Origin of the sequence: Pseudomonas sp. FSL L8-0168 (assembly GCF_037976155.1) — a bacterium.
Lineage (GTDB): Bacteria > Pseudomonadota > Gammaproteobacteria > Pseudomonadales > Pseudomonadaceae > Aquipseudomonas > Aquipseudomonas paracarnis.
The window spans coordinates 1,338,524-1,363,988 of sequence record NZ_CP150262.1; the positions used below are offsets into that span (position 1 = coordinate 1,338,524).

A 25,465-nucleotide genomic window follows, 5' to 3' on the forward strand; every position below is an offset into this window, starting at 1 on the left:
GTTGTTGTTTTTTTAAGTCTTGGGTTTAACCGGCGAAACGATGGCAAGGCTTGCCAGGAACATCGACTTCAATGGCCAATACCGCACCATCAAGGGGGTGATCCAAGGGACTCGCCGCGCTGGTGATGTACAGCGTGGTGAGCTCGGGCCCACCGAACACGCAACTGGTGGGACGGCTGACCGGCAGTTCGATTATGCGATCCACCTCACCTGAAGGCGTCAGACGCAGCAGGCAACTGCCGTCCCAGCGCGCATTCCAGATGTAGCCGTCAGCGTCCATGGCCGAGCCATCCGGCCCGCCGCGTGTGTGCGGCCCGAACCAGGCCTGGGCGGCACCGAGTTGACCGTCAGCCTGGATCGAATGCTGATAGAGCGTGCCGTCCATGCTGTCGCCGAAATGCACCTGGCTGCCCTCCTCGTTCCAGAGCAGGGTGTTGGGAATGCCCAGCCCAGTCAGCAACGGCGTGACCCGCGCATCGGCATCGATGCGAAACAGGCCACCGGAGCGCCGGGTAATCGGCAGGTCTTCGCCCTGCTCGCCGATGTTGTTCTGCATGGTGCCCAACCACAGCCGGCCCTGGGCATCGCAGCGTGCTTCATTGCCGCGGTTGCCCGTTTGCGGGTCGGCTACGCACAGCAGGGTCAAGGCTTCGGTGGCCAGGTCCAGGCGATATACGCCGCTGCTCAAGGTCACCAACGCATCACCGCGTTGACAGGGGATGAACGCCGAGACGTGCTCAGGCAATTGCCACACCTGCAACTGCCCACCCATCAGACGCAGCGCCTGGCGGGCGGCGATATCCACCCAATACAGGGCCTGGGTCGGTACATCCCAGAACGGCCCTTCGCCCAACCGGGCACGGTGCGGGGTGACTGCGCTCAACGACATGAAGCCTCCTGATCAGTTACAGCGATTCGCGCGATGGCGTGCCATTTACCAGGCGCTGAATACGCAAGGGGTTGGCGTTTTTCAACGCGTCGGGCAGCAGGCTATCAGGGTAGTTCTGGAAGCACACCGGGCGCAGGAAACGGTCGATGGCCAGCGTGCCGACCGAGGTGCCACGGGCGTCGGAAGTCGCCGGGTACGGCCCGCCGTGAACCATGGAATCGCACACCTCCACGCCAGTGGGGTAACCGTTGAGCAGGATGCGCCCGACTTTCTGTTCCAGCAGCGGCGTGAGTTCGGCGAACTGTTGCAGGTCGGCCGGTTCGCCGATGAGCGTGGCGGTCAACTGCCCGTGCAGCCCCTGCAGGGCGGCGCTGAGTTGGGCCTGGTCGGCCACTTCGACGAACACCGTGGTGGGGCCGAACACTTCCTCTTGCAGCACTTCGTCGCCGTCAATCAACAGACGTACATCCGCCTTGAACAGCTGCGGTTGCGCCTGGTTGCCCGATTGCGCGCTGCCCGCCAGATGCTGGATGCCCGGGTGAGAGCGGAGTTTTTCCAGGCCCTTGCCGTAGCTGCCCAGGGTGCCGGCATTCAGCATGGTCTGCGCCGGTTGCTCGCCAATCAATTGCGCGACCTGCTGAGTGAACGCGGTGAACGCAGGCGAAGCGATACCGATCACCAGACCTGGGTTGGTGCAGAACTGGCCGCAGCCTTGCACCACCGAGGCGGTCAGGTCGCGGGCGATGCTCTCGGCGCGGGCGTGCAGCGCCTGGGGCAGCACGATCACCGGGTTGATGCTCGACATTTCGGCAAACACCGGGATCGGTTGCGGGCGCGCCGCGGCCATGTCGCACAGGGCGCGGCCGCCTTTGAGTGAGCCGGTAAAGCCCACCGCCTGGATCGCCGGGTGCTTGACCAGCGCCTCACCGACGCCGCCGCCAAAAATCATGTTGAACACGCCGGCCGGCATCTCGGTGGCCTCGGCGGCACGAATGATCGCATCGGCCACGCGCTCGGCGGTCGCCATGTGGCCGCTGTGGGCCTTGAACACCACCGGGCAACCGGCGGCCAATGCAGCCGCCGTGTCACCGCCGGCGGTGGAGAATGCCAGGGGGAAGTTACTGGCACCAAAGACCGCCACCGGACCGAGGCCGATGCGGTATTGGCGCAGGTCTGGGCGCGGCAACGGCTGGCGCTCTGGCAGGGCCTTGTCGATACGCGCGCCGTAGAAGTCACCGCGGCGCAGCACCGTGGCGAACAAACGCATCTGGCCGCTGGTGCGCCCGCGTTCGCCTTTGATGCGTGCGGCCGGCAATGCGGTTTCGCGGCAGACCAGTTCGACGAAGTCATCGCCCAAGGCGTCCAGCTCATCGGCCACCGCATCCAGAAACTGCGCACGTCGTGCGGCGCTCAAGGCGCGATAGGCCGGGTACGCCTGGGCCGCGGCCTGGGCGGCGGCGTCCACTTCCTGGGCGGTGGCCTGGTAGAAATCCTGGGGCAAGGCTTCGCCGGTGGTGGCGTCGATGCTTTGCAGCTTAGTGCTACCGTTGGCGCTGCGCTGGCCGCCGATGTAGTTGTGGCCGAGGAACGGGGTCATGTTGATCTCCTTAAAGGGGGGTGACTTGGCCGGGTTCAAATGCCGCATCGCTGCTGCCGATACCGTTGATCAACGGCGCGCCGAATTCAGCCTGGCTGATCTCGAACACATCGCCCGGCTGGGTACGTATACCGTCGGCGAATGACAAGGTGGCGGTGCCGAAGAAGTGAATGTGCACATCACCCGGCTTGAGGAACTGGCTGTATTTGAAGTGGTGGTATTCGAGGTTTTCCAGGCTGTGGCACATATTGGCCTCGCCACTGAGGAATTCGTTCTGCCAGATGACCTCGCCGTTGCGCAGGATGCGGCTGGTGCCCGCCAGATGCTCGGGCAGTTCGCCCACGCGCAGCTCCGGGCCGTAACTGCAACTGCGCAGCTTGGAATGGGCCAGGTACAGGTAATTCTTGCGCTCCATCACATGGTCGGAGAACTCGTTGCCCACCGCAAAACCCAGGCGATAGGGCTTACGGTCATGCCCGATCACATAGAGGCCACCGATTTCCGGTTCTTCGCCGGCATCTTCGGCAAACGGCGGCACCGGGAAGGCCTGGCCCGGGCGCACGACGATGCTGCCATCGCCTTTGTAGAACCACTCCGGTTGCACACCGGCCTGGCCGGCGCCTGGTTTGCCGCCCTCCACGCCCCATTTGAAGATGCGCATGGTGTCGGTCATCGCGCTGTCGTCACCGGCCTGCTGGTGCATCTTGTCGCGGGCCGAAGCACTGCCCAGGTGGGTGAGGCCGGTGCCGCTGATCAGCATGTGGGCCGGGTCCGGGTGGTCCAGCGGGGGCAGGATTTTGTGGTCCGCCAACAAGGCGGTGTAGTCATGGCTGGCGCCCAGGCCGAGGGCTTCTACCTGTTGATGCAACTTGCCGCCGGCTTCGATGGCGGCCAGCGCCAGTTCACGCACGCTGTGGGCGCCGCGCACTTCGCGTACCTGGTTGCCTTCTACCACGCCGACGCGGCGCTCACCGTTGCTCAACTCGAACTGAACTAAACGCATGCAGGTTCTCCTGGATTTAAGTGCGTGTGGCGCCACGGGCGCTGGCGGCGAATTGGTCGACGGGCAGCACGTGCTTGCGTTCCAACAAGCGGTAGACCACGAGGGTCAGCAGCAACCCGAACACCATCACACCGGATAAGAAATACAAGCCTGAGGCCAGGTTGCCGGTGTACTCCTTGAGCGCACCGATCACGAACGGGCCGATATAGCCGCCGAGGTTGCCCACCGAGTTGATCAAGGCAATACCGGCCGCCGCACTGGCGCCGGCAAAGAAGCGCCCCGGCAGGGTCCAGAACACGGCGGTGCAGGAAAACATTGCAAACGCCGCCAGGCACAGCGCGGCCATTTGCAGCACTGGCACCGTGAGCCAGGCGCTGCAGAACAGGCCGATGGCGCCCAGCACATAGAGCACGGCGAGATGGCCGTAACGGTCGTTCAAACGGTCGGAACTGCGCGGGATGATCAACAGGCCGATGATGCCGAAGATATAGGGCACGGCGGAGATGAAGCCGGTGGTAAGGTCGCTGCCGCCAAACTGCTTGATCAGGGTCGGCAGCCACAGGCCGAGGCCGTAGATGCTCAGGGTCACCGGCAGGTAGAACAGCGCCAGCAACAACACGCGCTTGTCCTTGAGCGCATGCAAGGGGTTGCCATGGCGTGTCTGGCCGTAGGCTTGCAAGTCTTTGTGCAGCTCGCCGGTGAGCCAGGCTTTTTCTTCCTCGCTCATCCAGTTGACCTTCTGGGGGCCGTCCGGCAGGTAACGCAGCACCGGCCAGGTCAGCAGGATCGCCGGGGTACCGATCACGATAAACAGCCACTGCCAGCCATGCAGGCCGAGAATGCCGTCCATGCCGAGCAGACCGCCGGACACTGGACCTGTGATCATCATTGCAATCGGTTGGGAGAGGATGAACAGCCCGAGGATCTTGCCGCGATGGCGCACCGGGAACCATTGGGTGATGTAGTACAGCACGCCGGGGAAGAACCCCGCCTCCGCCGCGCCCAGCAGAAAACGCATCACATAGAAGCTGTGCGGCCCTTGCACGAACGCCATGCCGATGGTGATGGCGCCCCAGGTGATCATGATGCGCGCAAACCAGCGCCGCGCGCCGAAGCGGTCGAGCATCAGGTTGCTGGGAATCTCGAACAGGAAATAGCCAATGAAGAACAACCCGGCACCGAGGCCATAGGCGGCGTCGCCGATGCCCACGTCAGCGCCCATGTGCAGCTTGGCGAACCCTACGGCGGAACGGTCCACGTAGGCGATCAGGTACAGCAGGATCAGGAAGGGAATCAGTTTCAGCGTGATGCGCCGAATAAGCCGCAGTTCCTGGCTCATGGGGTCGATCTCCGATTGTTGTTTTTATAGAAGCTCGGGGGACGCCTCTGACGAAATCCGCCAGGGCCATACCTCAGTTAAGACCGACTATATAGTATGACTATTTGCAAAACAACACTTCCAAAGCGGCGATTTTGCGCTTATGTTTAAGCACGCATAGAACATATAGTCATACAATAAGAGAATCGATCATGCCTGACAAAAAGCCCGGCCTACGCTCTGCCCAGTGGTTCGGTACTGCCGACAAGAACGGCTTCATGTACCGCAGCTGGATGAAGAACCAAGGCATTGCCGACCATCAGTTCCATGGCAAGCCGATCATCGGCATCTGTAACACCTGGTCGGAGCTGACCCCGTGCAACGCGCACTTCCGTCAGATAGCCGAACACGTCAAGCGTGGCGTGATCGAGGCCGGAGGCTTCCCGGTGGAGTTCCCGGTGTTTTCCAATGGCGAATCCAACCTGCGCCCTACCGCCATGCTCACCCGCAACCTGGCGAGCATGGATGTGGAAGAAGCGATTCGCGGTAATCCGATTGATGGCGTGGTACTGCTCACCGGCTGCGACAAGACCACCCCAGCGCTGCTGATGGGCGCCGCCAGTTGTGATGTGCCGGCCATCGTGGTCACTGGCGGGCCGATGCTCAACGGCAAGCACAAGGGCCAGGACATCGGCTCGGGGACGGTGGTGTGGCAGCTCAGCGAACAGGTCAAGGCCGGCACCATCACCCTGGATGATTTCCTCGCGGCCGAGGGCGGCATGTCGCGTTCGGCGGGCACCTGCAACACCATGGGCACGGCCTCGACCATGGCCTGCATGGCCGAGGCGCTGGGCACGTCCCTGCCCCACAACGCGGCGATCCCGGCGGTGGATGCACGGCGATATGTGCTGGCGCATATGTCCGGTATGCGTGCGGTCGAGATGGTGCGCGAAGACTTGAAGCTGTCGAAGATCCTCACCAAAGAAGCGTTTGAAAACGCGATTCGCGTAAACGCAGCCATCGGCGGTTCGACCAACGCGGTGATCCACCTGAAAGCCATCGCCGGGCGCATCGGCGTGGAGTTGGACCTGGATGACTGGACCCGCATCGGCCGCGGTATGCCGACCATCGTCGACCTGCAACCCTCGGGGCGCTTCTTGATGGAAGAGTTCTACTACGCCGGCGGCCTGCCCGCGGTGCTGCGTCGCCTGGGTGAGGCCAACCTGATCCCCCACCCGAACGCTTTGACGGTCAATGGCAAGTCCCTGGGCGAGAACACCCAGGATTCGCCGATCTACGGCCAGGACGAAGTGATCCGCACCCTGGACAACCCGATCCGCGCCGACGGCGGCATCTGCGTGCTGCGTGGCAACCTCGCGCCCCTGGGTGCGGTGCTCAAGCCTTCGGCAGCGAGCCCCGAACTGATGCAGCACCGTGGCCGCGCCGTGGTGTTCGAGAACTTCGACATGTACAAGGCACGCATCAACGACCCGGAGCTGGACGTGGATGCCAACTCGATCCTGGTCATGAAAAACTGCGGCCCCAAGGGTTACCCCGGCATGGCCGAAGTCGGCAACATGGGCTTGCCGGCCAAGCTGCTGGCCCAGGGTGTGACGGACATGGTGCGCATTTCCGATGCGCGCATGAGCGGCACCGCCTACGGCACCGTGGTGTTGCACGTGGCCCCGGAAGCCGCTGCCGGCGGGCCATTGGCGACAGTGAAGGAAGGTGACTGGATCGAACTCGATTGCGCCAATGGCCGCCTGCACCTGGACATTCCAGACGCCGAGCTGGCAGCGCGCATGGCCGACCTGCCCCCAGCGCAAAACCTCATCGTCGGCGGCTATCGCCAGCTGTACATCGACCATGTGCTGCAGGCCGACCAAGGCTGCGACTTTGACTTCCTGGTGGGCTGTCGCGGGGCAGAAGTCCCACGGCATTCCCACTAATTGGGATGCTATGATGCGGCGAATCTAAGCCAGAGCCTCCCCGTCGTTATGGATCACCAGCCGCCCAAGCCGCGCAAGAGCCAGCATGCCCAGATCGTTCAGGACCTGGGCATGCACATCGTTTCCGGTCGTTTCAAGCCTGAAGAACGCTTGCCCATGGAAGCTACGCTGTGCGAGGAATACCAGGTCAGCCGCTCGGTATTGCGCGAAGCCACGCGGGTGCTCAGCGCCAAGGGCCTGGTGTATTCCAAGCCACGGGTGGGCGCGGTGGTGCGGCCACGCTTGAAATGGCACCTGCTCGACCCGGACGTGCTGTCCTGGTTGATGCAGTCCACGCCCCACAGCGAGTTCTTCAACACCCTGGCCGGGGTGCGCCGCATCCTCGAACCGGAAATCGCCGCGATGGCCGCGACCACCGCCACCGATGAAGACATCGCCACTATCGAACACGCCTACCAAGGCATGGAAACCGCCAAGACCCACGAGGAGCTGTTGCAGGCCGACCTGGACTTCCACCGTGCGATTGCCGACGCCACCCGCAACGACCTGCTCGCCTATATGTGCAACATGCTCTCGCTGCCGTTGCGCGAGTCGATCAACATCACCAACCGCCGTCCGGATATCCAGGGCCTGAGTCTGCCTCGGCACAAAGCGATCCTCACGGCGATCCAGAACCGCGATGCCCTGGGTGCGCGGCATGCGTCGCTGGTGCAACTGGATGACACGCGGGTCGCGCTGGACACGGTGATGAATGTGTTGACGCCGTTGTAACCCCGCGTCATTCCTGACTGTTAACTTTCGCCCAGCTCACGATGCGAAGCGAGCCGCTCGTGCTCTTGCTCTGCTTTTGATCTTGATCTTAGGCGCCCCCCCAAATCACTGGCCGATTACGGGCACACCGAGCCTAGGCGAGGTGCCGAGTGGTGGGGCAAGAGCCCTTTTGGTTACTTTTGGCTGGGCCGGCATTCCGGGCTCTTTTCCAAAAGTGACCCGCTGTAAAAGCCAGCCCTTTCAAGGTCTTCTGTAAAATCCCCTGAAATTCATTCAGGGGGTACCTAAACGATGTGGGCGGAAGTTCTAGCGCGTTTCGAAAAAAAAGCACCTGCCAGTGTCATGGCCAAACTGGCGCTGCAGCAGGCTATTGCCCCCGAGTGGATTGATCAGGTTTTCGAAGAACACCGGCAACGGCAGTATTCTCGTGAGCTATTGTTCTCGACCATCATCAAGCTAATGTCCCTTGTTTCATTGGGCTTGAGGCCATCTCTGCACGCCGCCGCGCGACAACTGGAGGACCTTCCGGTCAGCCTGGCGGCTCTCTACGACAAGATCAGTCGTACCGAGCCTGCTCTGTTGCGCGCCCTGATTACGGGCTGTGCACAGCGCCTGGCTCCAACCATCCGGGAGCTGGGCTGCACGGCGATGCTGCCGGGTTGGCAGGTTCGGGTAGTGGACGGTAATCACCTGGCATCCACTGAAAAACGTCTGGGAGCTTTACGCAACGAGCGCGGCGCCGCTCGTCCCGGTTTTTCGGTTGTTGCATACGATCCCGATCTGGATCAGGTCGTCGACCTTCAGGCGTGTGAGGATGCCTACGCAAGCGAGCGCGTTTGTGTGCTGCCTTTATTGGCCAATGCCGAGCCAGGCCAAGTGTGGCTGGCTGACCGGCTTTATTGCACGCTCCCGGTTATGGAGGCTTGTGAGCAAGTCCAAACTTGCTTTGTCATTCGTCAGCAAGCCAAGCATCCACGCTTGATTCAAGAGGGTGAGTGGCAAGAGCCAGTACCTGTGGAAACTGGCACTGTGCGTGAGCAGATCATCCAGGTCAAAGGCGGTTACCAATGTCGGCGTGTCGAACTGACGCTTCATTCGCCAACGGACTCCGGCGACAGCAGCTTGATGTTCTGGAGCAACCTGCCTGAGAGCGTCAGTGCGCAACAGATCGCCGAACTGTATCGCCGCCGCTGGAGCATTGAAGGTATGTTCCAGCGACTGGAAGCGATCCTGGAAAGTGAGATCGAAACCCTTGGCAGCCCAAAGGCTGCCTTACTGGGGTTTGCAACGGCGGTATTGGCTTACAACGTCCTGGCTGTTCTCAAACGCAGTGTTGAACAAGCTCATCGGGATACCCAGCCTGAAGGATGGGAAGCCTCGATTTACCATTTAGCGGTTCAGGTCAGGAGTGGATATGAGGGAATGCAGATTGCGCTGCCCTCGGAACATTTTCCTGTCATTCCGTTGGAAAAACTGGCTCAGCACTTATTGGCGCTTGCCAGAAATATCCAACCTAAACAAGTTGCGAAAAGCCCCCGTGGCCCCAAGGTACCCAAGCCCAAAACATGGGTTAAAGGCACCGCGGTGAATGCGCATGTTTCAACGGACCGGATAATCAAGGCTGCCAAGACGAAAAGACCTTGAAAGGGCTGGCTGTAAAAGCGGAACCCTGAGCAGCCGTTACCGCAGGAATGGATATGTACTCGGTCTGACACCCTGTGTCGGCTGTCAGGCCGCCATCGCAGGCAAGCCAGCTCCCACAGTTGGAACGCGGGGCGTCAGGTAGAAATGTGTCGGCTGGCAGGCCGTCTTCGCAGGCAAGCCAGCTCCCACAGTTGGAACGCGGCGTGTCAGGTAGAAATGTGTCGGCTGGCAGGCCGTCTTCGCAGGCAAGCCAGCTCCCACAGTTGGAACGCGACGTGTCAGGTAGAAATGTGTCGGCTGGCAGGCCGTCTTCGCAGGCAAGCCAGCTCCCACAGTTGGAACGCGGCGTGTCAGGTAGAAATGTGTCGGCTGGCAGGCCGTCTTCGCAGGCAAGCCAGCTCCCACAGTTGGAACGCGACGTGTCAGGTAGAAATGTGTCGGCTGGCAGGCCGTCTTCGCAGGCAAGCCAGCTCCCACAGTTGGAACGCGGCGTGTCAGGTAGAAATGTGTCGGCTGGCAGGCCGTCTTCGCAGGCAAGCCAGCTCCCACAGTTGGAACGCGGGGCGTCAGGTAGATAGGCGCCGTGGCGGGAGCAAGCTCCCTCGCCACAGGCCCTGCGTGGTACCGCAGCTGTTCATCACAGGGTGTAGGCGATGCCCACCTGCACAGTTCGCGGTGCACCAGGGTAAGCGTAGATATTGCCGAACGCGCCCTCTTCATATTCACGGTTGAACAGGTTCTTCACATCCAGGTTCAAGCGCACACGCTCATTGACCTTGTAGTAACCGAGCAGGTCGACCACGGTATAGGCGTCCATGGAGAATGCCGTATTGGCGGTCTGGCCGGCGCGCTGGTCGACGTACTTGCCGCCGGCGCCCAGGCCCAGGCCTTTGAGCGCGCCGTCCTGGAACTCGTAGACGTTGAGCAGGCTGAAGCTGTTGCGCGGGATGTTCATCAAGCGAGTGCCGGAGCGCAGAGTGTTATCACGGGTGACTTCGGCATCTACATAGGCGTAACCGCCGATCACGCGCCATTCGGGCGTGAGGTTGCCTGCAACGTTCAGGTCAAATCCACGACTGCGCACTTGGCCGGCCGCGACATTAAAGGCACTGTCCACCGGATCGGGGGTCAGCACGTTTTTCTTCTCGATCTGATAGATCGCCGCATCCACGCTCAACTGCCGGTCCAGCGCCTCCCACTTGAGGCCCATCTCGTAGGACTTGCCCTTCTCCGGCGCAAAACCACCGCCTTCGCGGCTGGCGCTGGCGTTGGGTTTGAACGAACGTGCGGCGTCAGCATAGACCGCGACGGTGTCGGTGAGGTCGTAGATCACACCCACGCGCGGGGTGACGGCGTTATCGGCGGCCTGCCAGCTTTTACCTACATAGTTCTGGTAGTCATGCTCGAAACGCTCGAAGCGGGCACCGGCCAGTACTTTCAGCCGTTCAGTGAGGGCGACCTGGTCCTGTACGAAGGCGGCGTAGGTCTTGAGGTTTTCCTTATCGTGGGTCGGCGTTCGGGTCAGCGCCGGACGCGTTTGGCCGTACACAGGGTTGAAGATGTCGACCGGGTAAGTGCCCACCTCGTCGCTTGAACGTTGAATGATCGACTTATAGTCGTAATCCTCGTACTCGATACCGGTAAGCAAGGTGTGATCGAACCCGCCGGTGGAGAAGTGCCCGGTCAGGTTGAGCTGATAGTCCTTGTCGGTCCATTCCAGCTTGCGGTAGTTGAAGTTGCGTTGCAGGGTCCGGCCATCGGCGCCCAGGCTACCCGGCCCATTGGCCTCAATGGCGTTGCCCTTCAGGCTGCCGTCCAACCATTGAAAACCGCCGCCCAGGGTCCAGTTGTCGTTAAGCACGTGCTCGAAACGCAACTGCGCCATGTTGTTGTCGTTGTGCAGCTTGCCGGCATCCTTGTCGCCCCAGAACGTATCGCGCGAGGGGGTGCCACGCTGGTTGGGGAAACGCGTCAGGCCGCGGTCCAGCGGGTGGTTGTTGCGCATGAAATCGCCTTCGAAGGTCACCTTGGTGTCATCGGTGGCCTGCCAGGTGATCACCGGCGTCACGCCGTAGCGTTCCGTCTCGACGTGATCTCGGAAGGTGTCGCCGCCCTCGCCCACCACGTTCAGGCGATAGGCCAGGCGGCCTTCCTCGTCCAGCGGGCCGGAGGCATCCAGGGTGCCGCGCTTCATGCCCTGGTCATTGAGCTGGCTGCCCAGGGTGACGGTGCGTTCAGCCAGCGGCTGCTTGGACACCACGTTGAAGGTACCGCCTGGGTCGCCACGGCCGTAGAGCATGGTCGCAGGGCCGCGCAGCACTTCAAGACGCTCGATGGTGTTGGCGTCCGGCATGTTCGGGTAACCGCGGTTGATCGGGAAACCGTTGCGGTAGAACTCACCGGTGGTGAAGCCGCGCACGGTAAAGGTGGTCAGGCCCTGGCCGCCGAAATTGTTGGCGCGGCCCACGCCGCCCGCGTAATCGAGGGCATCCTGCAGGCGCGTTGCACCGAGGTCTTCGACCACGTCCTTGGACACTACGCTGATGGACTGTGGAGTTTCATGAATGGCGGTGTCGGTGCGCGTCGCACTGGCTGAACGTGTGGCGTGGTAGCCCTGCACGGGGCCTTGGGCCGACTCAAGGTCCGCGGTGGCGGTGACATTGGTCGCTTGCAGCTCGATACTGGCGTTCTCGGCAGGTGCCTGCTCTGCCCACGCGAAGGGGGAAAACGCCTGGAGCACACAGATGGAAATCAGGGTACGACGCATGGGTGTAGAACCTAGTGAATGAGCCAGATGGGACGGCAAACCTGCCAAGAATTCGCGGCGCATCCTATATCAGCGGATTCTCGTTTGACATCGATTCTCATTTGTTATTTTTCACCGCGTAGGTCGCCAAAAGCGACAGGCGAAAAAAAGCCACTCAATCGAGTGGCTCATGCAACGCGCAGGCGTACCTCAGCGATAGCGTTCCAGCCAATGCGCGTAAGGCGCCGGCAAGGTCCAGGAGGACTTGTCCACGCCCAGCTCCTTGGCAGCAAAGTAGGCCCAATGCGGGTCGGCCAGATGCGCACGCCCTACCGAAACCAGGTCCAGGTGCCCGGCCTGCAAAGCGCCTTGGGCCAGTTGCGGCGTGCCGAAGCCCCAGGCCGAGGTCACCGGAATACCGGCTTCACGGCGTACACGCTCGGCAATCGGGCCCATGAAGGCCGGGCCCCATGGGATGTTGGTGTCAGGAATGGTAAAGCCGACGCTGACGCTCAACAGGTCCAGGCCCCCGTCCTTGAAACGGCGCGCCAGTTCAATGGACTCGGTGAGGGTCTGCTCATCACGACCGTCGTATTCGATCACGCCGAACCGGGCGGTGAGCGGCAGGTTTTCCGGCCAGACTTCACGCACCGCAGCCAGGGTTTCGAGGAGGAAGCGGCTGCGGTTGTCGAAGCTGCCACCGTAGGCATCGGTACGCTGGTTGGAATGCTCGGAGAAAAAGCTCTGGCCCAGGTAACCGTGGGCGAAGTGCAGCTCGATCCATTCAAAACCGGCATCGCGGGCGCGACGGGCCGCGTCGACGAAGTCCTGCTGCACGCGGGCGATGTCTTCCAGGGTCATGGCACGCGGTACGTTGGGCAGGTTGGCACCGAACGCGATGGCAGAGGGAGCGATGGTTTCCCAGCTACGGGCATCAGAGGCCGGGATGTGGTCATCACCTTCCCAGGGGCGATTGGCACTGGCTTTGCGACCGGCGTGGGCGATCTGGATGCCCGGCACCGAACCTGCGGCCTTGATGGCTTTGACCATGGGCACGAATGCCTGGGCGTGGGCGTCGCTCCAGATCCCAGCGCAGCCTGGGGTGATGCGTCCTTCAGGGGCGACCGCGGTGGCCTCGACCACCAGCAGGCCGGCACCGCCACGGGCCATGCCGGCCAGGTGGACGTGGTGCCAGTCGTTGACCATGCCGTCTTCGGCCATGTATTGGCACATCGGGGGGATAGCAATGCGATTGCGCAAGGTCACATCTTTGAGTTTGAACGGTTCGAACAAAGCCGACATTGAGAACTCCAGGAAGGGGTGGGTGATTCGATAGTTCGATGGTAATCGAACTATGGTATTGAACGCTACCCCCCTGTTATGATCCGCCCCATGCGAGCCTTCAAACACCCTACCCCCCAAGAATTGACGCTTGAGCGTGTGCTGTACGCCTTGAGCGACCCCGTGCGCCTGGACATCGTGCGCTACCTGGCCAACGTGCCAGAGGCCACCTGTGGCGAACTCGACGGGGGGCGGCCCAAATCCAGCATGTCCCATCACTTCCGGGTATTGCGCGATGCCGGCCTGGTGCACACGCGCAATGTGGGCACCACCCATATGAACTCGTTGCGCCGTGACGAGCTGGAAAGCCGCTTCCCTGGGTTGCTGGCGAGCGTTCTGTCACAGCACTAGACGGCACGCGTCAGGACAAGACCGCCTGTAGCAATGCGCCGTCCAGGTGCACACAGTCCTTGCCATTGCGCTTGGCGCCGTACAGGTTCTTGTCCGCCATCTTGAGTACGGCCGACAACTCGTCGCCTGGCGAAAAACGCGCCATCCCCGCACTGCAGGTGTAATGGTGGGGCGCAGGCACGCTGCTGCGGATCGCCTGCAACAAGTCCAGGGCATAATCACAGGCCACCTCCACATCGTCGCCCTGCAATAACACGCCGAACTCTTCCCCGCCGATCCGTCCAAAGCTGTGGCTGCCCTTGGCGTTTTTCAGGCACAGGGCCATGGCGCGCAGAATCTTGTCCCCCACGTCGTGGCCATACAGGTCGTTTTTTTCCTTGAAACTGTCGATATCCAACATGATGAAGTAGCCGCCCCGCTCCCCACCGAGCAACTTCTCGAAGCTCTGCATAAAGGCGCGCCGGTTGAGGATGGACGTCAGGTAGTCGGTCTCGGCCAAGGCGCGAAACTCGCTTTCCACCAGCAATACCGAACGCAGGTTCTTCAAGTAGGAATAACTCAAGATAAACCCGATGGACACCGACGCCGCGCAGAACAGCAGCAAATACACCTCGGTGCCGGCGTATATATCCGCCTGCATGGGCGGCCACAGGATCAGCCAGATCAATAGCGCATCGGCCAGATAATCCTGGACACTGATAAACAAGATTGCACTGCCCACCACCAGGGTCACCGCCAACGGCAAGCCATAGATACGCAACTCTGCGTGCATATGAATCAGATAAGCGAAGCCGACGGACAACAACACCATATAGGTGACTCCCAGTACTCGCCAGAGCAGAAAGTTCGTGGTGGTGGCATGTACCCGGCAAACAATCAGCAGGCCCACCGTGACGGCCAACATATAAAAATCCAACTTCAGGGCCGCAGGAATCAGGAGCATGCCGACCCAGGCAATAATCCCGACCCATTCGGCTTGGGTCACCGCAGGTGACAACAAACTGCGCATTCTGGGCCGCAACTTCAAGTTAGCAGGCATCCTTACGCTCCCATCTCAATAGCATGCAGGCCCATCGCAAATGAAAAGGCCATGAACCGCTTTACCAGGCTGGCAAAGGGTGGCAGAACTTCCAGCCGGGTTTTGGAGTGGGCTTTGAAATAACCCTTTTCGACCCCCTCCTGCACCATACGGATAATGTGGGTCTTGGACACGGAAAGTTGCTTGGCCAAGGCCAGGTAGGAAGACGACCGGAAGGTGGCGCGGTCGTTCTCAGGGGCAAAGGCATCGTTGTAGATCGCCAGCATCAACAGATGGCCGGCATCGCGTTTCACCAGCCAATAACATTCGGGCAGCAAGACATCCACCGTCAACTCGGCCGCGAGAATCATGGCAAAACCTTTGAAATAGAGCGCCAGGAACTCACGGTCATCCAAGTCGCGCATCTGCCGGAACACTTCCCGTTCGGGGTAGAGCAACGCCAACGACTCCGTGAGGGCGGTGAGCATCAACCGCGCTTCGCGGCAGGCTTCATCCGAGGGTGCATACACCCTGAAGCGACTGTCTTCGGGGTGCGGCGCAACCTCCATGAAACCCAGAGCCCGGAATAGCAAAAAAATCGATTCCAGGCTGTTTTTCGAACAATATTTGCGCGTTACGCACAAGGCTTTAACTTCTGCCAACAACGGCAGCGGTGTGGAAAAGTATTGGCTCAATAATGCAAACGACACCATCAAGCGGCTGTATTTAAGGGCACTCTTGTAGAAAAACGGTCGTTTTGAATAGGGCACGAGCAGCACGTGGTAATGCGCTCTCATGCACGATTCAAAATCCTTATGACGTTCGAGCGCTTGCGCGGTATTACACATAGCCAACTTCAACGAACTGACACGCATGAAAGAGCCCTGATCATCCAACTTGATGCCACTGATCTCAGCTACGAAATCCCTGCAGCCCGGCCCCAAAACAAATCACTTCAAAATTCCTGCCATTAATGGCTTTTTGCCTCGAACGCAATGTACAGCGATTGCCGGACAAGACGTCATCAGTACCAAAGTTGTTCCACCGTCAAATGCCCCGTAGCACACACTTACGCGCAACCTTTGGTTACATTCTCTCCGCCTGGCGGTTAGAGGACTAATCGATTCAGCACACTGCGAACCTTCCTTCCTCGACGGCGTCGTAACAGGGGATTGTTGCCAACCGCCCGACGCGAGGTTCTCGTTTGAAAGCTGCCCTTCTGAAGAAATACCGCCTGATCATCAAGACCATGGGCTATGTGGGCTGGGCGTTGTTCTGGCTGTTGTTGTGGGATGTGGCGGTGACGGTGGATTTCATGCTGTTTCTCACCGCCAAGATCAATTTGCCGCTGATGCCCCTGACCTTGCTCGGCTCGGCACTGGTGGTGCTGATCAGTTTTCGCAACAGCAGCGCCTATAACCGCTGGTGGGAAGCACGCACGCTGTGGGGTGCGATGGTCAACAACTCGCGCAGTTTTGCCCGGCAAGTACTGACCCTGCTCGATGACGCCCCCGGTGAGGTGAACCCGGTGAAGTCGACGCTGTTGCGCCGTCACGTGGCTTACGTCAACTGCCTGGCTGCGCACCTCAAGGGCCAGCCGTGCCCGGAGGAAGTGCGAGCCTTTATCCCCGCCGAAGAATTTGCCCGCAACGGCGCCACCAATAACTTCGCCAATGACATCCTCACCGGCTCAGCCTCGTTGCTGGCGCGCGAATACCAGGCCGGGCGCCTGGACAGCATCCGCCTGGCGCGGTTGGAGTCGACCCTGGTGGACCTCTCCAACGCCCAGGGCGGCATGGAGCGGATTGCCAACACGCCACTGCCCTACCCTTACGTGTACTTCCCGCGGCTATTCATTTCGCTGTTCTGCCTGATCGTACCGGTGGGCCTGGTGGAATCCCTCGGTTGGTTCACGCCGCTGGCTTCCACAGTCGTGGGCTTCATGCTGCTGGCCATCGAACGCATCGGCACCGACCTGCAAAGCCCGTTCAATTCCAGCGAACACCAGATCCAGATGGAAAGCATCTGCGAAACCATCGAGAAGAACCTGCAGTCGATGCGCCGCGATGCCCTGGTCGGTGACCCGATCGCCTGATTCCCCCCTGCTCAAGTGCCAACTCCCTCGGCCGATATACCGAGGGTACGCATGGCCTCGCCTCTCACAAAAACGCCTGCGACACGCAGCACTAATTTTTCTCCCCTTGCCAAAACTATAAATACCCGCGGGTGAAGTCATGAATATCAAGCAGAAGCTGACATGGGCGTTTGCGGCCATCGCGTGCGTGCCGGTCATCCTGGTCGCCATTATCGTGGTGCTGAATCTGCGCGAGGGTGCGCTGGCCAACTTCCTCGACAGCAGCGGCCGCGAGATCCGCCAGATCGACAATGGCATGCAGCAGTTTTTCGACGGCATCAGCCAGAATGTCGACTTCGTCGCCAAGGACCCGCGCGTGATCGCGGCCAAGAACCTCAAAAGCTATGCCGGCGCCGATGCCGCGCAAATCCCGCTGACGCCGACCAACACAGAGCTGCTGGCGATTTTCGATCAGTTCGCCAAAAGCCACCCCAGCACCGCCTACCTGTCCCTGGGCCTGAGCGATGGCGGCTACGCCAGTTGGCCAGACGACGCCAAACTGACGCAATACGACCCGCGCACCCGCCCCTGGTACCAGGCCGCCATCGCAGCGCCAGGCAAGACCGTGCGCACAGGCGCCTACTACTGGGCCCCGGACGATGTGGTGCTGATCGGCACCGTGCGCACCGTCGCGGATGCCACGGGTAACGTCCTTGGGGTGGTTGGCCTGGACGTGTCGCTCAAGCAACTCACCGAGCTGGTGCGCACCATCAAGCTGGGCGACAGCGGCTACCTGATGCTGGTGGAAGCCGACGGCAACGTGCTGGTGGACCCCAGCGATGCCACGCACAATTTCAAGCCCCTGGCGGGCCTGGGCGCGAACTACGCCGAACTGGCCAAGCACGGCGATGGCGTGACCGAGGTGAGCATCGACGGCGTGGCCTACATGGCTAACGTGGTCAGTTCCAAAGACCTGGGCTGGCGCTTTATCGGCCTGATCAAGCGCGACGAAGTGATGGCCGGCGCCACCCGCCTGACGTGGTTGATCGCGGCGATTGCCGCCGTATTGGCCGTGGTGTTCGCCATCGTCGGCGCCAGTTTCGCCCGCGTGATCGTGCGACCCATTCGCGGCGTGGCCGACGGCCTGCAGGAAATCGCCGAAGGTGAAGGCGACCTCACGCGCCAGCTCAAAGTGCAAGGCAAGGACGAAACCGCCAGCCTGGCCGGCTGGTTCAACCAGTTCCTGAGCATGATCGCGCAATTGGTGCAGCGCATCGGCAACGCCTCCTCAGACCTGCAAACCGCCGCCGCCGACACCAGCGCCGTGGCCAACAATATGAACCAGGCCGCCGGCCGCCAGCGCGAAGCCGTGGAACTGGTGAGCACTGCGTTCAACGAGATGGTCGCCACCGCCAACGAAGTCGCGCGCTCATGCAGCGCCGCCGCCACGAGTGCCGATGAGGGCTATCGCGACGTGCACACCGGCCAGCAGCACATCGGCGAAGCCACCGGCAGCGTGCTCAAGCTCAGCGAAGACCTGCAAAAATCCACACAGACCATGCAGTTGCTCGAGCAAGACAGCCAGAACATCAACACCATCCTCGACACCATTCGTTCGATTGCCGAACAGACCAACCTGCTGGCGCTCAACGCCGCGATCGAAGCTGCCCGCGCTGGCGACCAGGGCCGCGGCTTTGCGGTGGTCGCCGATGAAGTGCGTGCACTGGCGCGTCGCACCGCCGACTCCACCGGCGAAATCGACAGCCTGCTGGGCAACCTCGCCCGCCGCACCCAGGAAGTCACCCAGCAGATGCAAGGCAGCTTGCTGGTGTCCAACACCAGCGTGGAGCGCATCCAGCAGGCCCGTGACAGCTTTGACAAGATCCGCGGCTCGGTGGATTCGATTCGCGACCAGAACACTCAGATCGCCACCGCCGCCGAAGAGCAGCACCAGGTGGCCGAAGAGATCAACCGGCATATCGCGCAGATCCACGCTGACGCGCAGTTGGTGGAAGGCTTTGCGCATTCGGCGCAGACCGGTTCAGGGCGGCTGACGGATATTTCCGGCCAGCTCAATGGGCTGGTGGGGCGCTTCAAGTTCTGATGCCGTGGCGAGGGAGCTTGCTCCCTCGCCACAGAGGTTTGTCGATTGTCTGGGCCACCTACTGACCCCTTCAGAAGAGGGCCGCGCCATCATCGCAGTACCTGCAACAGTCTATTGCAGGACTCAAATGTACTAACTGGTTACTTATCTTGCTAAAATCGCGTCTTTGCCCTCTCTCACTCGAGTCCATTCGACATGAAACGAGCATCGCGCGCCGCTGGCGTCTCTAGATTCTTACTCCTGGGCCTGGGCGTCGTCATCGCCCTGCTCGGCCTTGCGCTGGCCGTCGGCGGCGCCAAACTGGTCAGCCTGGGAGGCTCCTGGTACTTCCTGCTCGGCGGCGTGGCCATGGCCATTTCCGGGCTGTTGATTGCCCGCTGCAAGCCTGCCGGCGCCTGGTTGTTCGCCGCGTTTCTAGTGGCTACTGCCGTGTGGGCAGTGGCCGACGTGGGCCTGGAATACTGGCCGCTGTTCTCGCGACTGTTCATGTTTGCGGTGATTGGCGTGGTTGTGGCGCTGGTGTATCCATTGCTGGCCGGCAAACCGGCGCGGGGTGCCTATGGCGTCGCCGCCGTGTTGGCGCTGGGCGTGGCGGTGGCGGCGGGCAATATGTTTGTCGCGCACCCAAGCGTTGCGCCCACCGGTGCAGGCCCGGGCATGACCCCGGTGGCGGCGGCCGATGCGCAGAAAGATTGGGCCCACTACGGTAATACCGAAGGTGGCAGCCGTTTCGCCGCGCTGGACCAGATCAACCGCGACAACATCGACAAGCTCAAAGTCGCCTGGACCTACCACACCGGCGACGTGGCCATCAGCGACGGCAACGGTGCCGAAGACCAGCTGACGCCCCTGCAGGTCGGCAACAAAGTGTTTATCTGCACCCCGCACAACAACCTGATCGCGTTGGATGCCGACACCGGCAAAGAACTGTGGAAGAACGAAGTCAACGCCAAATCGGCAGTGTGGCAGCGTTGCCGGGGCATGGCGTATTTCGACGCCAGCGCGCCGATTGCCCAGCCGACCCAGCCCGACAGCTCGCCGGTCCTGGCCGCCAGCGTGCCCGCCGGTGCGCAGTGCCAGCGTCGCCTGCTGACCAACACCATTGATGCACGCCTGATCGCCGTAGACGCCGACACCGGCAAGTTCTGCGAAGACTTCGGCACCCACGGTCAGGTGGACCTCAAGACCGGCTTGGGCAATGTGCCGGACAGCTACTACCAACTGTCCTCGGCGCCGCTGATGGCCGGTACCACCGTGGTGGTCGGCGGGCGCGTGGCAGACAACGTGCAGACCGATATGCCCGGTGGCGTGATCCGTGGCTTTGACGTGATCACTGGCCAGATGCGCTGGGCGTTCGACCCAGGCAACCCTGAAGACAAGCAGGCCCCGACGGGCGACGCCACCTACGTGCGCAGCACCCCGAACAGCTGGGCGCCGATGTCTTACGACCCACTGATGAACACGGTCTTCCTGCCTATGGGCAGCTCCTCCACCGATATCTACGGCGTGGAGCGCACCCAGCTCAACCACAAATACGGCGCTTCGGTGCTGGCACTCGACGCCTCCACCGGCGCCGAGAAGTGGGTCTACCAGACAGTCCACAACGACCTCTGGGACTTCGACCTGCCAATGCAGCCCAGCCTGATCGACTTCACCCCGCCCGGCAGCGACAAGGCTGTACCGGCCGTGGTCATCGGCACCAAGGCCGGGCAGATTTACGTGCTCGACCGCGCCACCGGCAAGCCGCTGACAGACGTGCAGGAAGTGCCGGTCAAAGCCGCGAACATTCCCAACGAGCCGTATTCCCTGACCCAGCCGAAATCCGTGGGCATGCCGCAGATCGGCGCGCAAACCCTGACCGAATCGGACATGTGGGGCGCGACGCCGTATGACCAGTTGTTGTGCCGCATCGACTTCAAGGGCATGCGCTACGACGGCCTGTACACCGCGCCGGGCACCGATAAATCCCTGAGCTTCCCCGGTTCCCTGGGCGGCATGAACTGGGGCAGCATCTCCACCGACCCGGTGCACGGTTTTATCTTCGTCAACGACATGCGCCTGGGCCTGTGGATCCAGATGATACCGTCGCAGAACAAGGCCCAGGCCTCTTCCGGTGGTGAAGCGCTGAACACCGGCATGGGCGCCGTGCCGCTCAAGGGCACGCCGTATGCGGTGAACAAAAACCGCTTCCTGTCGGTGGCCGGCATTCCGTGCCAGGCGCCGCCGTTCGGCACCTTGACCGCCATCGACATGAAGACGCAAAAGGTCGCCTGGCAAGTACCGGTGGGCACCGTTGAAGACACCGGCCCCCTGGGTATCCGCATGCACCTGCCGATCAAGGTAGGCCTGCCGACCCTGGGCGGTACGCTGTCCACCCAAGGCGGCCTGATCTTTATTGCCGGCACCCAGGACTTCTACCTGCGCGCCTTCAACAGCAGTAATGGCGATGAAATCTGGAAAGCCCGCCTGCCCGTCGGCAGCCAGGGCGGGCCGATGACCTACGTGTCGCCGAAAACCGGCAAGCAATACATCGTCGTCACCGCCGGCGGCGCACGCCAGTCCACCGACCGTGGCGACTACGTGATCGCCTACGCCCTGCCGTAACTGCCCTCTGTTCGCGCGGTGCTCCGGCACCGCGCTTTGTGTTTGGAAAGATCCCTCATGACCCCTACTCCTCATACCGCCTGGCGCCTGGCGCTGGGCCTGGCCTTTGCGGCCGCCCTGCCCGTTCAAGCCGACGACACCACCCTGACCGGCGACTGGGGCGGCCTGCGCCGCGAACTCGACGCGCAAGGTGTGCGCTTTACCGGTGACTACAGCGGCGAGACCGCCTACAACGCCCACGGCGGCCAGCATCGTTCGGCGCGCTACTCGCAAAACGTCAAGCTCGGCGTGCAGTTCGACCTGGGCAAGCTCTACGGTTTTACCAACGGCGACCGCATCCAGCTGACCATCAACGACCGACGCGGCAACAGCGCCTCCGAGGACCTGGTGGGCAACCGCCTGCCGATCCAGGAAAACTACGGTGGCCTCTACACGCGCCTCACCGAACTGAGCTACGAGCGCACGCTGTTCACCCCGGCGCTGAACCTCAAGCTGGGCTATATGGCCATGGGCAATGACCTCGGCGGTCTGGACAGCGGCATCCTGTGCAACTTCATGAACGCCGGCTTCTGCGGGCATCCGCTGAACATGTCCGGCGGCAGTGGCTGGGCCAACTACCCGAATGCGCACCTCGGTGCCCGGTTGAAGTACGACTTTTCGCCCAACTGGCAGCTGCGCGTGGCGGCGTTCAATGTCGACCCGTCCAGCAACGGCAACTCCAGCCGTGCCTGGCACCTGGGGCCCAAGCACACCACCGGCACCGTGGTGCCCATCGAGCTTATCTACAAGCATGCGGGCGCACTGCCCGGGGAATACAAGCTCGGGTATTACTACGACAGTTCCGATGTAAAACGCATTGGCAGCAACAAGGACGTCAGCGGACGTGGCGGTCACTACCTCTTGATCGACCAGGCTGTGTGGGCCTCACAATCATCCCAAGGCCGTAGCCTGCACGCCTTCGGCCAGTACTCTGCCGCCAGCCAAGCGGCCTCGCCGTTCACCAAGTGGTATGGCGCAGGCGTGGTGCTGTACAAACCGTTCGAAGGTCGCCCGCGCGATACCGTCGCCCTGGGCTACGGCCGTGCGGTGCCGAACCCGCGCAGCCGTGATGTGCAAGAGTTGACTGCGTTCAACGCCGGGACGGCCTATCCCGACCTGGACACGGCCGAACAGCTGATCGAGCTCAGTTATGGCTACCAGGCCACGCCTTGGCTGACCTTGCGCCCGGATGTGCAATACATCATCGAGCCGGGAGCTTTTTCCGGGGAGAGCATCGACAATGCGCTGGTGCTGGGCTTGCAGGTCAAAGCGGTGTTCTAGTTCGTGCCCTGCTGATACTGACGCGGCGTACAGCCAAATTCGCGGCGAAACACCGTATGCAGGTACTGCGCAGAGGTGAAGCCACAGCGTGCAGCAATGTCGGCAATCGCAAGGCTGTGGTTTTCCAGGCCTTTGGCGGCAGCGGTAAGTTTGAAGCGCAGAATCTCATCATGCACGCTGCAGCCGCGGGCCTTGCGAAAATGCGCTTCCAGGGACGAGCGGGAAACACCGACATAAGCCGCGACCTGATCGGTCTTGATGCCCTGGCAGGCGTACTGGCGGATAAACAACAAGGCCTGCATCACGTAAGGGTTGCCCAGGGGCTGATGCAGGCTGGAGGCCTGCACGTTGATGGCGTCCGGCGGCACCAGCACCTGCGTGCCCGTGCAGGGTTTGCCGTGCAGCATCTGATGCAACAGCGCCGCAGCGGTGCGGCCCATGGTCTCGGTGCCCTGGATCACCGAACTGAGCGGCACCCGCGTGAGGGTACGGGTCAGCGGGTCGTTATCGATGCCGATCAACGCCACCTCCTCCGGCACCGCAATACCCGCCGTCAGGCAGGCTTGCAGCAATTGCCGAGCGCGGGCATCGGTCACCGCGATGATGCCGATAGGCTTGGGCAAGCTGTGCAGCCAGGCAATCTGCTGCTCCACCGCGCTGTCCCACAACGGCGCACTGGTGCCCAGGCCGCGATACACCTCTACCTGCAAGCCATCGCGCTGCATCAAGCGGCGAAAAGCTTTCTCACGCTCCTGGGCCCACCGATTGGCCTGGGCTTCGGGCAGGCTGAAACAGGCAAACCGCGTCAACCCCGCCTCCACCAGATGCTCGTAGGCCAGCTTCATCAGGGCATGGTTATCGGTGGCCACATAAGGAATGCCCTTGGGGTACTTGCTGACATCCTCATAAGAGCCACCCACCGCCACCACTGGAAGCCGACTGCCGGCCAGCGCCTCGCCAATCAGCGGGTCATCGAAGTCAGCAATGATCCCATCCCCCTGCCAACGCTCGATACCGCGCAGGCGACAGAGGAAGTCCTCTTCCAGGAACAGGTCCCAGGATGCGCGGGTGCTGCTCAGGTAGTTGCCGATACCGGCGATGATGCCGCGGTCGTAGATTTTGCTGCCGTTGAAGAGCAAGGCGATACGGTGAACGGGCGGTAGGGTTTTCATTGTTTTTGTCCTTAGGCCGGTAGGGACAGACTAACCCTCACCACTCAAAATCGCACTACACCTTGGTGATTTTCATAATCAGCCGCCCAGGTGCCGTTGCTAGTATCCAGACACCGCCCAGAACAATAAGGAAAACCCCATGCCGTACTTCCCCGGTGTCGAGAAGGTGCGCTTCGAAGGCCCTGCCAGCACCTCTGCCCTCGCGTTTCGTCACTACGACGCCAACAAGCTGATCCTCGGCAAGCCCATGCGGGAGCACCTGCGCATGGCGGCTTGTTACTGGCATACCTTCGTGTGGCCGGGGGCGGATATGTTTGGGATGGGGACGTTCAAACGCCCGTGGCAGCGCAGTGGCGATCCGATGGAGGTGGCGATCGGCAAGGCCGAGGCGGCGTTTGAGTTTTTTTCCAAGCTGGGCATCGACTACTACAGCTTTCACGACACCGATGTGGCGCCCGAAGGCAGCTCGCTCAAGGAGTACCGCAACCACTTCGCGCAGATGGTCGACCACCTGGAGCGCCATCAGGAACAGACCGGCATCAAGCTGTTGTGGGGCACTGCCAATTGCTTCAGCAACCCGCGCTTTGCCGCCGGGGCGGCGAGCAACCCAGACCCAGAGGTGTTCGCCTTCGCCGCCGCCCAGGTGTTCAGCGCGATGAATGCCACGCTGCGGCTCAAGGGCGCCAACTATGTGTTGTGGGGTGGTCGTGAGGGTTATGAAACCTTGCTCAACACCGACCTCAAGCGCGAGCGCGAACAGCTCGGGCGTTTTATGCGCATGGTGGTGGAGCACAAGCACAAGATCGGCTTTACGGGTGACCTGTTGATCGAGCCCAAGCCCCAGGAGCCGACCAAGCACCAATACGATTACGACAGCGCCACTGTGTTCGGCTTCCTGCATGAGTACGGCCTGGAACACGAAATCAAAGTGAACATCGAGGCCAACCACGCGACGCTGGCCGGGCACAGTTTTCATCATGAGATCGCCACCGCCGTGTCGTTGGGGATCTTCGGCAGCATCGACGCCAACCGCGGCGACCCGCAGAACGGTTGGGACACCGACCAGTTCCCCAACAGCGTCGAGGAGATGACCCTGGCCACCTATGAAATCCTCAAGGCGGGCGGGTTCAAGAACGGCGGCTATAACTTCGATTCCAAGGTGCGCCGCCAGAGCCTCGACGAGGTGGACCTGTTCCATGGGCATGTCGCCGCCATGGATGTGCTGGCCCTGGCGTTGGAGCGTGCGGCGGCGATGGTGCAGGACGACCGCTTGCAGCAGTTCAAGGACCAGCGCTATGCCGGCTGGAGCCAACCATTGGGCCAGGCGGTGTTGGCCGGTGAGTTCAGCCTGGAGTCATTGGCTGAACATGCCTTTGCCAACGCGCTGGACCCACAGGCGGTGAGTGGGCGCCAGGAGATGCTTGAAGGCGTTGTGAATCGGTTTATCTACACCTGACTGTGGCCAGAGATTGCTCCCGCTGGGGCGCGAAGCGGCCCCAAAAAATGGGAGTGCTACGCACTCCAGCGGGAGCAAGCTCCCTCGCCACAAAGAGGATCTTCACCT

The 25,465-nt window shown here is 61.6% G+C and carries 18 protein-coding genes; 9 read left to right on the forward strand and 9 right to left on the reverse strand.

What is annotated here, in order from left to right; all coding sequences use genetic code 11:
* Positions 1-25: 25 nt before the first annotated feature.
* The 4 genes from MHH62_RS05540 to MHH62_RS05555 are packed head-to-tail and all read right to left on the reverse strand — an operon-like array spanning position 26 to position 4,828.
* Positions 26-889: an SMP-30/gluconolactonase/LRE family protein gene (locus MHH62_RS05540; RefSeq protein WP_130175718.1), complete on the reverse strand. Its 864-nt coding sequence runs from the start codon at positions 887-889 to the stop codon at positions 26-28.
* Positions 890-905: 16 nt separating this feature from the next.
* Positions 906-2,486: an aldehyde dehydrogenase (NADP(+)) gene (locus MHH62_RS05545; RefSeq protein WP_288857410.1), complete on the reverse strand. Its 1,581-nt coding sequence runs from the start codon at positions 2,484-2,486 to the stop codon at positions 906-908.
* Positions 2,487-2,496: 10 nt separating this feature from the next.
* Entirely contained in the window at positions 2,497-3,489 is a 993-nt protein-coding gene (araD1, locus tag MHH62_RS05550; RefSeq protein ID WP_103452472.1) for an AraD1 family protein, read from the reverse strand.
* Between the two features lie 16 nt (positions 3,490-3,505).
* Positions 3,506-4,828: an MFS transporter gene (locus MHH62_RS05555; RefSeq protein WP_003190554.1), complete on the reverse strand. Its 1,323-nt coding sequence runs from the start codon at positions 4,826-4,828 to the stop codon at positions 3,506-3,508.
* A 191-nt stretch (positions 4,829-5,019) separates the two neighbouring features.
* On the opposite strand from MHH62_RS05555, the gene MHH62_RS05560 reads away from it, so the two are divergent.
* The 3 genes from MHH62_RS05560 to MHH62_RS05570 all read left to right on the forward strand — a co-directional run bounded on the left by MHH62_RS05560 (position 5,020) and on the right by MHH62_RS05570 (position 9,171).
* Positions 5,020-6,756, forward strand: coding sequence for an IlvD/Edd family dehydratase (locus MHH62_RS05560; protein WP_019817288.1), 1,737 nt, complete (start codon positions 5,020-5,022; stop codon positions 6,754-6,756).
* 48 nt (positions 6,757-6,804) lie between these two features.
* Positions 6,805-7,527, forward strand: coding sequence for a FadR/GntR family transcriptional regulator (locus MHH62_RS05565; protein ID WP_003190551.1), 723 nt, complete (start codon positions 6,805-6,807; stop codon positions 7,525-7,527).
* A 342-nt stretch (positions 7,528-7,869) separates the two neighbouring features.
* Positions 7,870-9,171 (forward strand): IS4 family transposase, encoded by a 1,302-nt coding sequence (locus MHH62_RS05570; RefSeq protein ID WP_080643517.1) that lies wholly within the window; start codon positions 7,870-7,872, stop codon positions 9,169-9,171.
* Positions 9,172-9,808: 637 nt separating this feature from the next.
* Here the strand turns inward: MHH62_RS05570 and MHH62_RS05575 are convergent.
* Together MHH62_RS05575 and MHH62_RS05580 are read right to left on the reverse strand one after the other, a co-directional pair.
* Positions 9,809-11,938: a TonB-dependent siderophore receptor gene (locus tag MHH62_RS05575; protein ID WP_289329236.1), complete on the reverse strand. Its 2,130-nt coding sequence runs from the start codon at positions 11,936-11,938 to the stop codon at positions 9,809-9,811.
* Between the two features lie 189 nt (positions 11,939-12,127).
* Entirely contained in the window at positions 12,128-13,219 is a 1,092-nt protein-coding gene (locus MHH62_RS05580; protein ID WP_014718067.1) for an NADH:flavin oxidoreductase/NADH oxidase, read from the reverse strand.
* A gap of 90 nt (positions 13,220-13,309) precedes the next feature.
* Between MHH62_RS05580 and MHH62_RS05585 the strand changes: the two genes are divergently transcribed.
* A complete protein-coding gene (locus MHH62_RS05585; protein ID WP_003190545.1) occupies positions 13,310-13,609 on the forward strand; it encodes a helix-turn-helix domain-containing protein in 300 nt (99 codons plus the stop codon).
* Between the two features lie 10 nt (positions 13,610-13,619).
* On the opposite strand, the gene MHH62_RS05590 is transcribed toward MHH62_RS05585, so the two are convergent.
* Both MHH62_RS05590 and MHH62_RS05595 read right to left on the reverse strand, forming a co-directional pair.
* Entirely contained in the window at positions 13,620-14,648 is a 1,029-nt protein-coding gene (locus tag MHH62_RS05590) for a GGDEF domain-containing protein (protein WP_014718066.1), read from the reverse strand.
* A 2-nt stretch (positions 14,649-14,650) separates the two neighbouring features.
* Complete coding sequence (locus tag MHH62_RS05595) at positions 14,651-15,502, reverse strand: hypothetical protein (RefSeq protein WP_172832686.1); 852 nt, start codon at positions 15,500-15,502, stop codon at positions 14,651-14,653.
* A 329-nt stretch (positions 15,503-15,831) separates the two neighbouring features.
* Between MHH62_RS05595 and MHH62_RS05600 the strand changes: the two genes are divergently transcribed.
* The 4 genes from MHH62_RS05600 (at position 15,832) to MHH62_RS05615 (ending at position 22,729) form a co-directional block, all read left to right on the forward strand.
* Positions 15,832-16,722, forward strand: a complete 891-nt coding sequence (locus tag MHH62_RS05600) for a bestrophin family ion channel (protein ID WP_003190542.1) — start codon at positions 15,832-15,834, stop codon at positions 16,720-16,722.
* A 139-nt stretch (positions 16,723-16,861) separates the two neighbouring features.
* A complete protein-coding gene (locus MHH62_RS05605) occupies positions 16,862-18,805 on the forward strand; it encodes a methyl-accepting chemotaxis protein (RefSeq protein WP_014718064.1) in 1,944 nt (647 codons plus the stop codon).
* Positions 18,806-19,000: 195 nt separating this feature from the next.
* The gene (locus MHH62_RS05610) at positions 19,001-21,409 is read left to right on the forward strand and encodes a glucose/quinate/shikimate family membrane-bound PQQ-dependent dehydrogenase (RefSeq protein WP_339232633.1); all 2,409 of its coding nucleotides are present in this window, start codon (positions 19,001-19,003) and stop codon (positions 21,407-21,409) included.
* A gap of 57 nt (positions 21,410-21,466) precedes the next feature.
* Complete coding sequence (locus tag MHH62_RS05615; protein WP_019817283.1) at positions 21,467-22,729, forward strand: carbohydrate porin; 1,263 nt, start codon at positions 21,467-21,469, stop codon at positions 22,727-22,729.
* Here MHH62_RS05615 and MHH62_RS05620 read toward each other — a convergent pair.
* Entirely contained in the window at positions 22,726-23,901 is a 1,176-nt protein-coding gene (locus MHH62_RS05620) for a XylR family transcriptional regulator (RefSeq protein ID WP_014718061.1), read from the reverse strand. The two genes, MHH62_RS05615 and MHH62_RS05620, sit on opposite strands and share 4 nt — an antisense overlap.
* A gap of 139 nt (positions 23,902-24,040) precedes the next feature.
* On the opposite strand from MHH62_RS05620, the gene xylA reads away from it, so the two are divergent.
* On the forward strand, positions 24,041-25,357 hold the full coding sequence (gene xylA, locus MHH62_RS05625; protein ID WP_103452493.1) for a xylose isomerase: 1,317 nt from the start codon (positions 24,041-24,043) through the stop codon (positions 25,355-25,357).
* Positions 25,358-25,465 lie beyond the last annotated feature (108 nt).

What these genes read in the sequence shown, in the direction of transcription:
- MHH62_RS05565 (WP_003190551.1), top strand. Translation starts at nt 6,805, where the DNA reads ATGGATCACCAGCCGCCCAAGCCGCGCAAGAGCCAGCATGCCCAGATC.
- MHH62_RS05560 (WP_019817288.1), top strand. Translation starts at nt 5,020, where the DNA reads ATGCCTGACAAAAAGCCCGGCCTACGCTCTGCCCAGTGGTTCGGTACT.
- MHH62_RS05590 (WP_014718066.1), bottom strand. Translation starts at nt 14,648, where the DNA reads ATGCCTGCTAACTTGAAGTTGCGGCCCAGAATGCGCAGTTTGTTGTCA.
- xylA (WP_103452493.1), top strand. Translation starts at nt 24,041, where the DNA reads ATGCCGTACTTCCCCGGTGTCGAGAAGGTGCGCTTCGAAGGCCCTGCC.
- MHH62_RS05575 (WP_289329236.1), bottom strand. Translation starts at nt 11,938, where the DNA reads ATGCGTCGTACCCTGATTTCCATCTGTGTGCTCCAGGCGTTTTCCCCC.
- MHH62_RS05620 (WP_014718061.1), bottom strand. Translation starts at nt 23,901, where the DNA reads ATGAAAACCCTACCGCCCGTTCACCGTATCGCCTTGCTCTTCAACGGC.
- MHH62_RS05605 (WP_014718064.1), top strand. Translation starts at nt 16,862, where the DNA reads ATGAATATCAAGCAGAAGCTGACATGGGCGTTTGCGGCCATCGCGTGC.
- MHH62_RS05580 (WP_014718067.1), bottom strand. Translation starts at nt 13,219, where the DNA reads ATGTCGGCTTTGTTCGAACCGTTCAAACTCAAAGATGTGACCTTGCGC.
- araD1 (WP_103452472.1), bottom strand. Translation starts at nt 3,489, where the DNA reads ATGCGTTTAGTTCAGTTCGAGTTGAGCAACGGTGAGCGCCGCGTCGGC.
- MHH62_RS05555 (WP_003190554.1), bottom strand. Translation starts at nt 4,828, where the DNA reads ATGAGCCAGGAACTGCGGCTTATTCGGCGCATCACGCTGAAACTGATT.
- MHH62_RS05585 (WP_003190545.1), top strand. Translation starts at nt 13,310, where the DNA reads ATGCGAGCCTTCAAACACCCTACCCCCCAAGAATTGACGCTTGAGCGT.
- MHH62_RS05595 (WP_172832686.1), bottom strand. Translation starts at nt 15,502, where the DNA reads ATGCGTGTCAGTTCGTTGAAGTTGGCTATGTGTAATACCGCGCAAGCG.
- MHH62_RS05545 (WP_288857410.1), bottom strand. Translation starts at nt 2,486, where the DNA reads ATGACCCCGTTCCTCGGCCACAACTACATCGGCGGCCAGCGCAGCGCC.
- MHH62_RS05610 (WP_339232633.1), top strand. Translation starts at nt 19,001, where the DNA reads ATGAAACGAGCATCGCGCGCCGCTGGCGTCTCTAGATTCTTACTCCTG.
- MHH62_RS05570 (WP_080643517.1), top strand. Translation starts at nt 7,870, where the DNA reads ATGGCCAAACTGGCGCTGCAGCAGGCTATTGCCCCCGAGTGGATTGAT.
- MHH62_RS05540 (WP_130175718.1), bottom strand. Translation starts at nt 889, where the DNA reads ATGTCGTTGAGCGCAGTCACCCCGCACCGTGCCCGGTTGGGCGAAGGG.
- MHH62_RS05615 (WP_019817283.1), top strand. Translation starts at nt 21,467, where the DNA reads ATGACCCCTACTCCTCATACCGCCTGGCGCCTGGCGCTGGGCCTGGCC.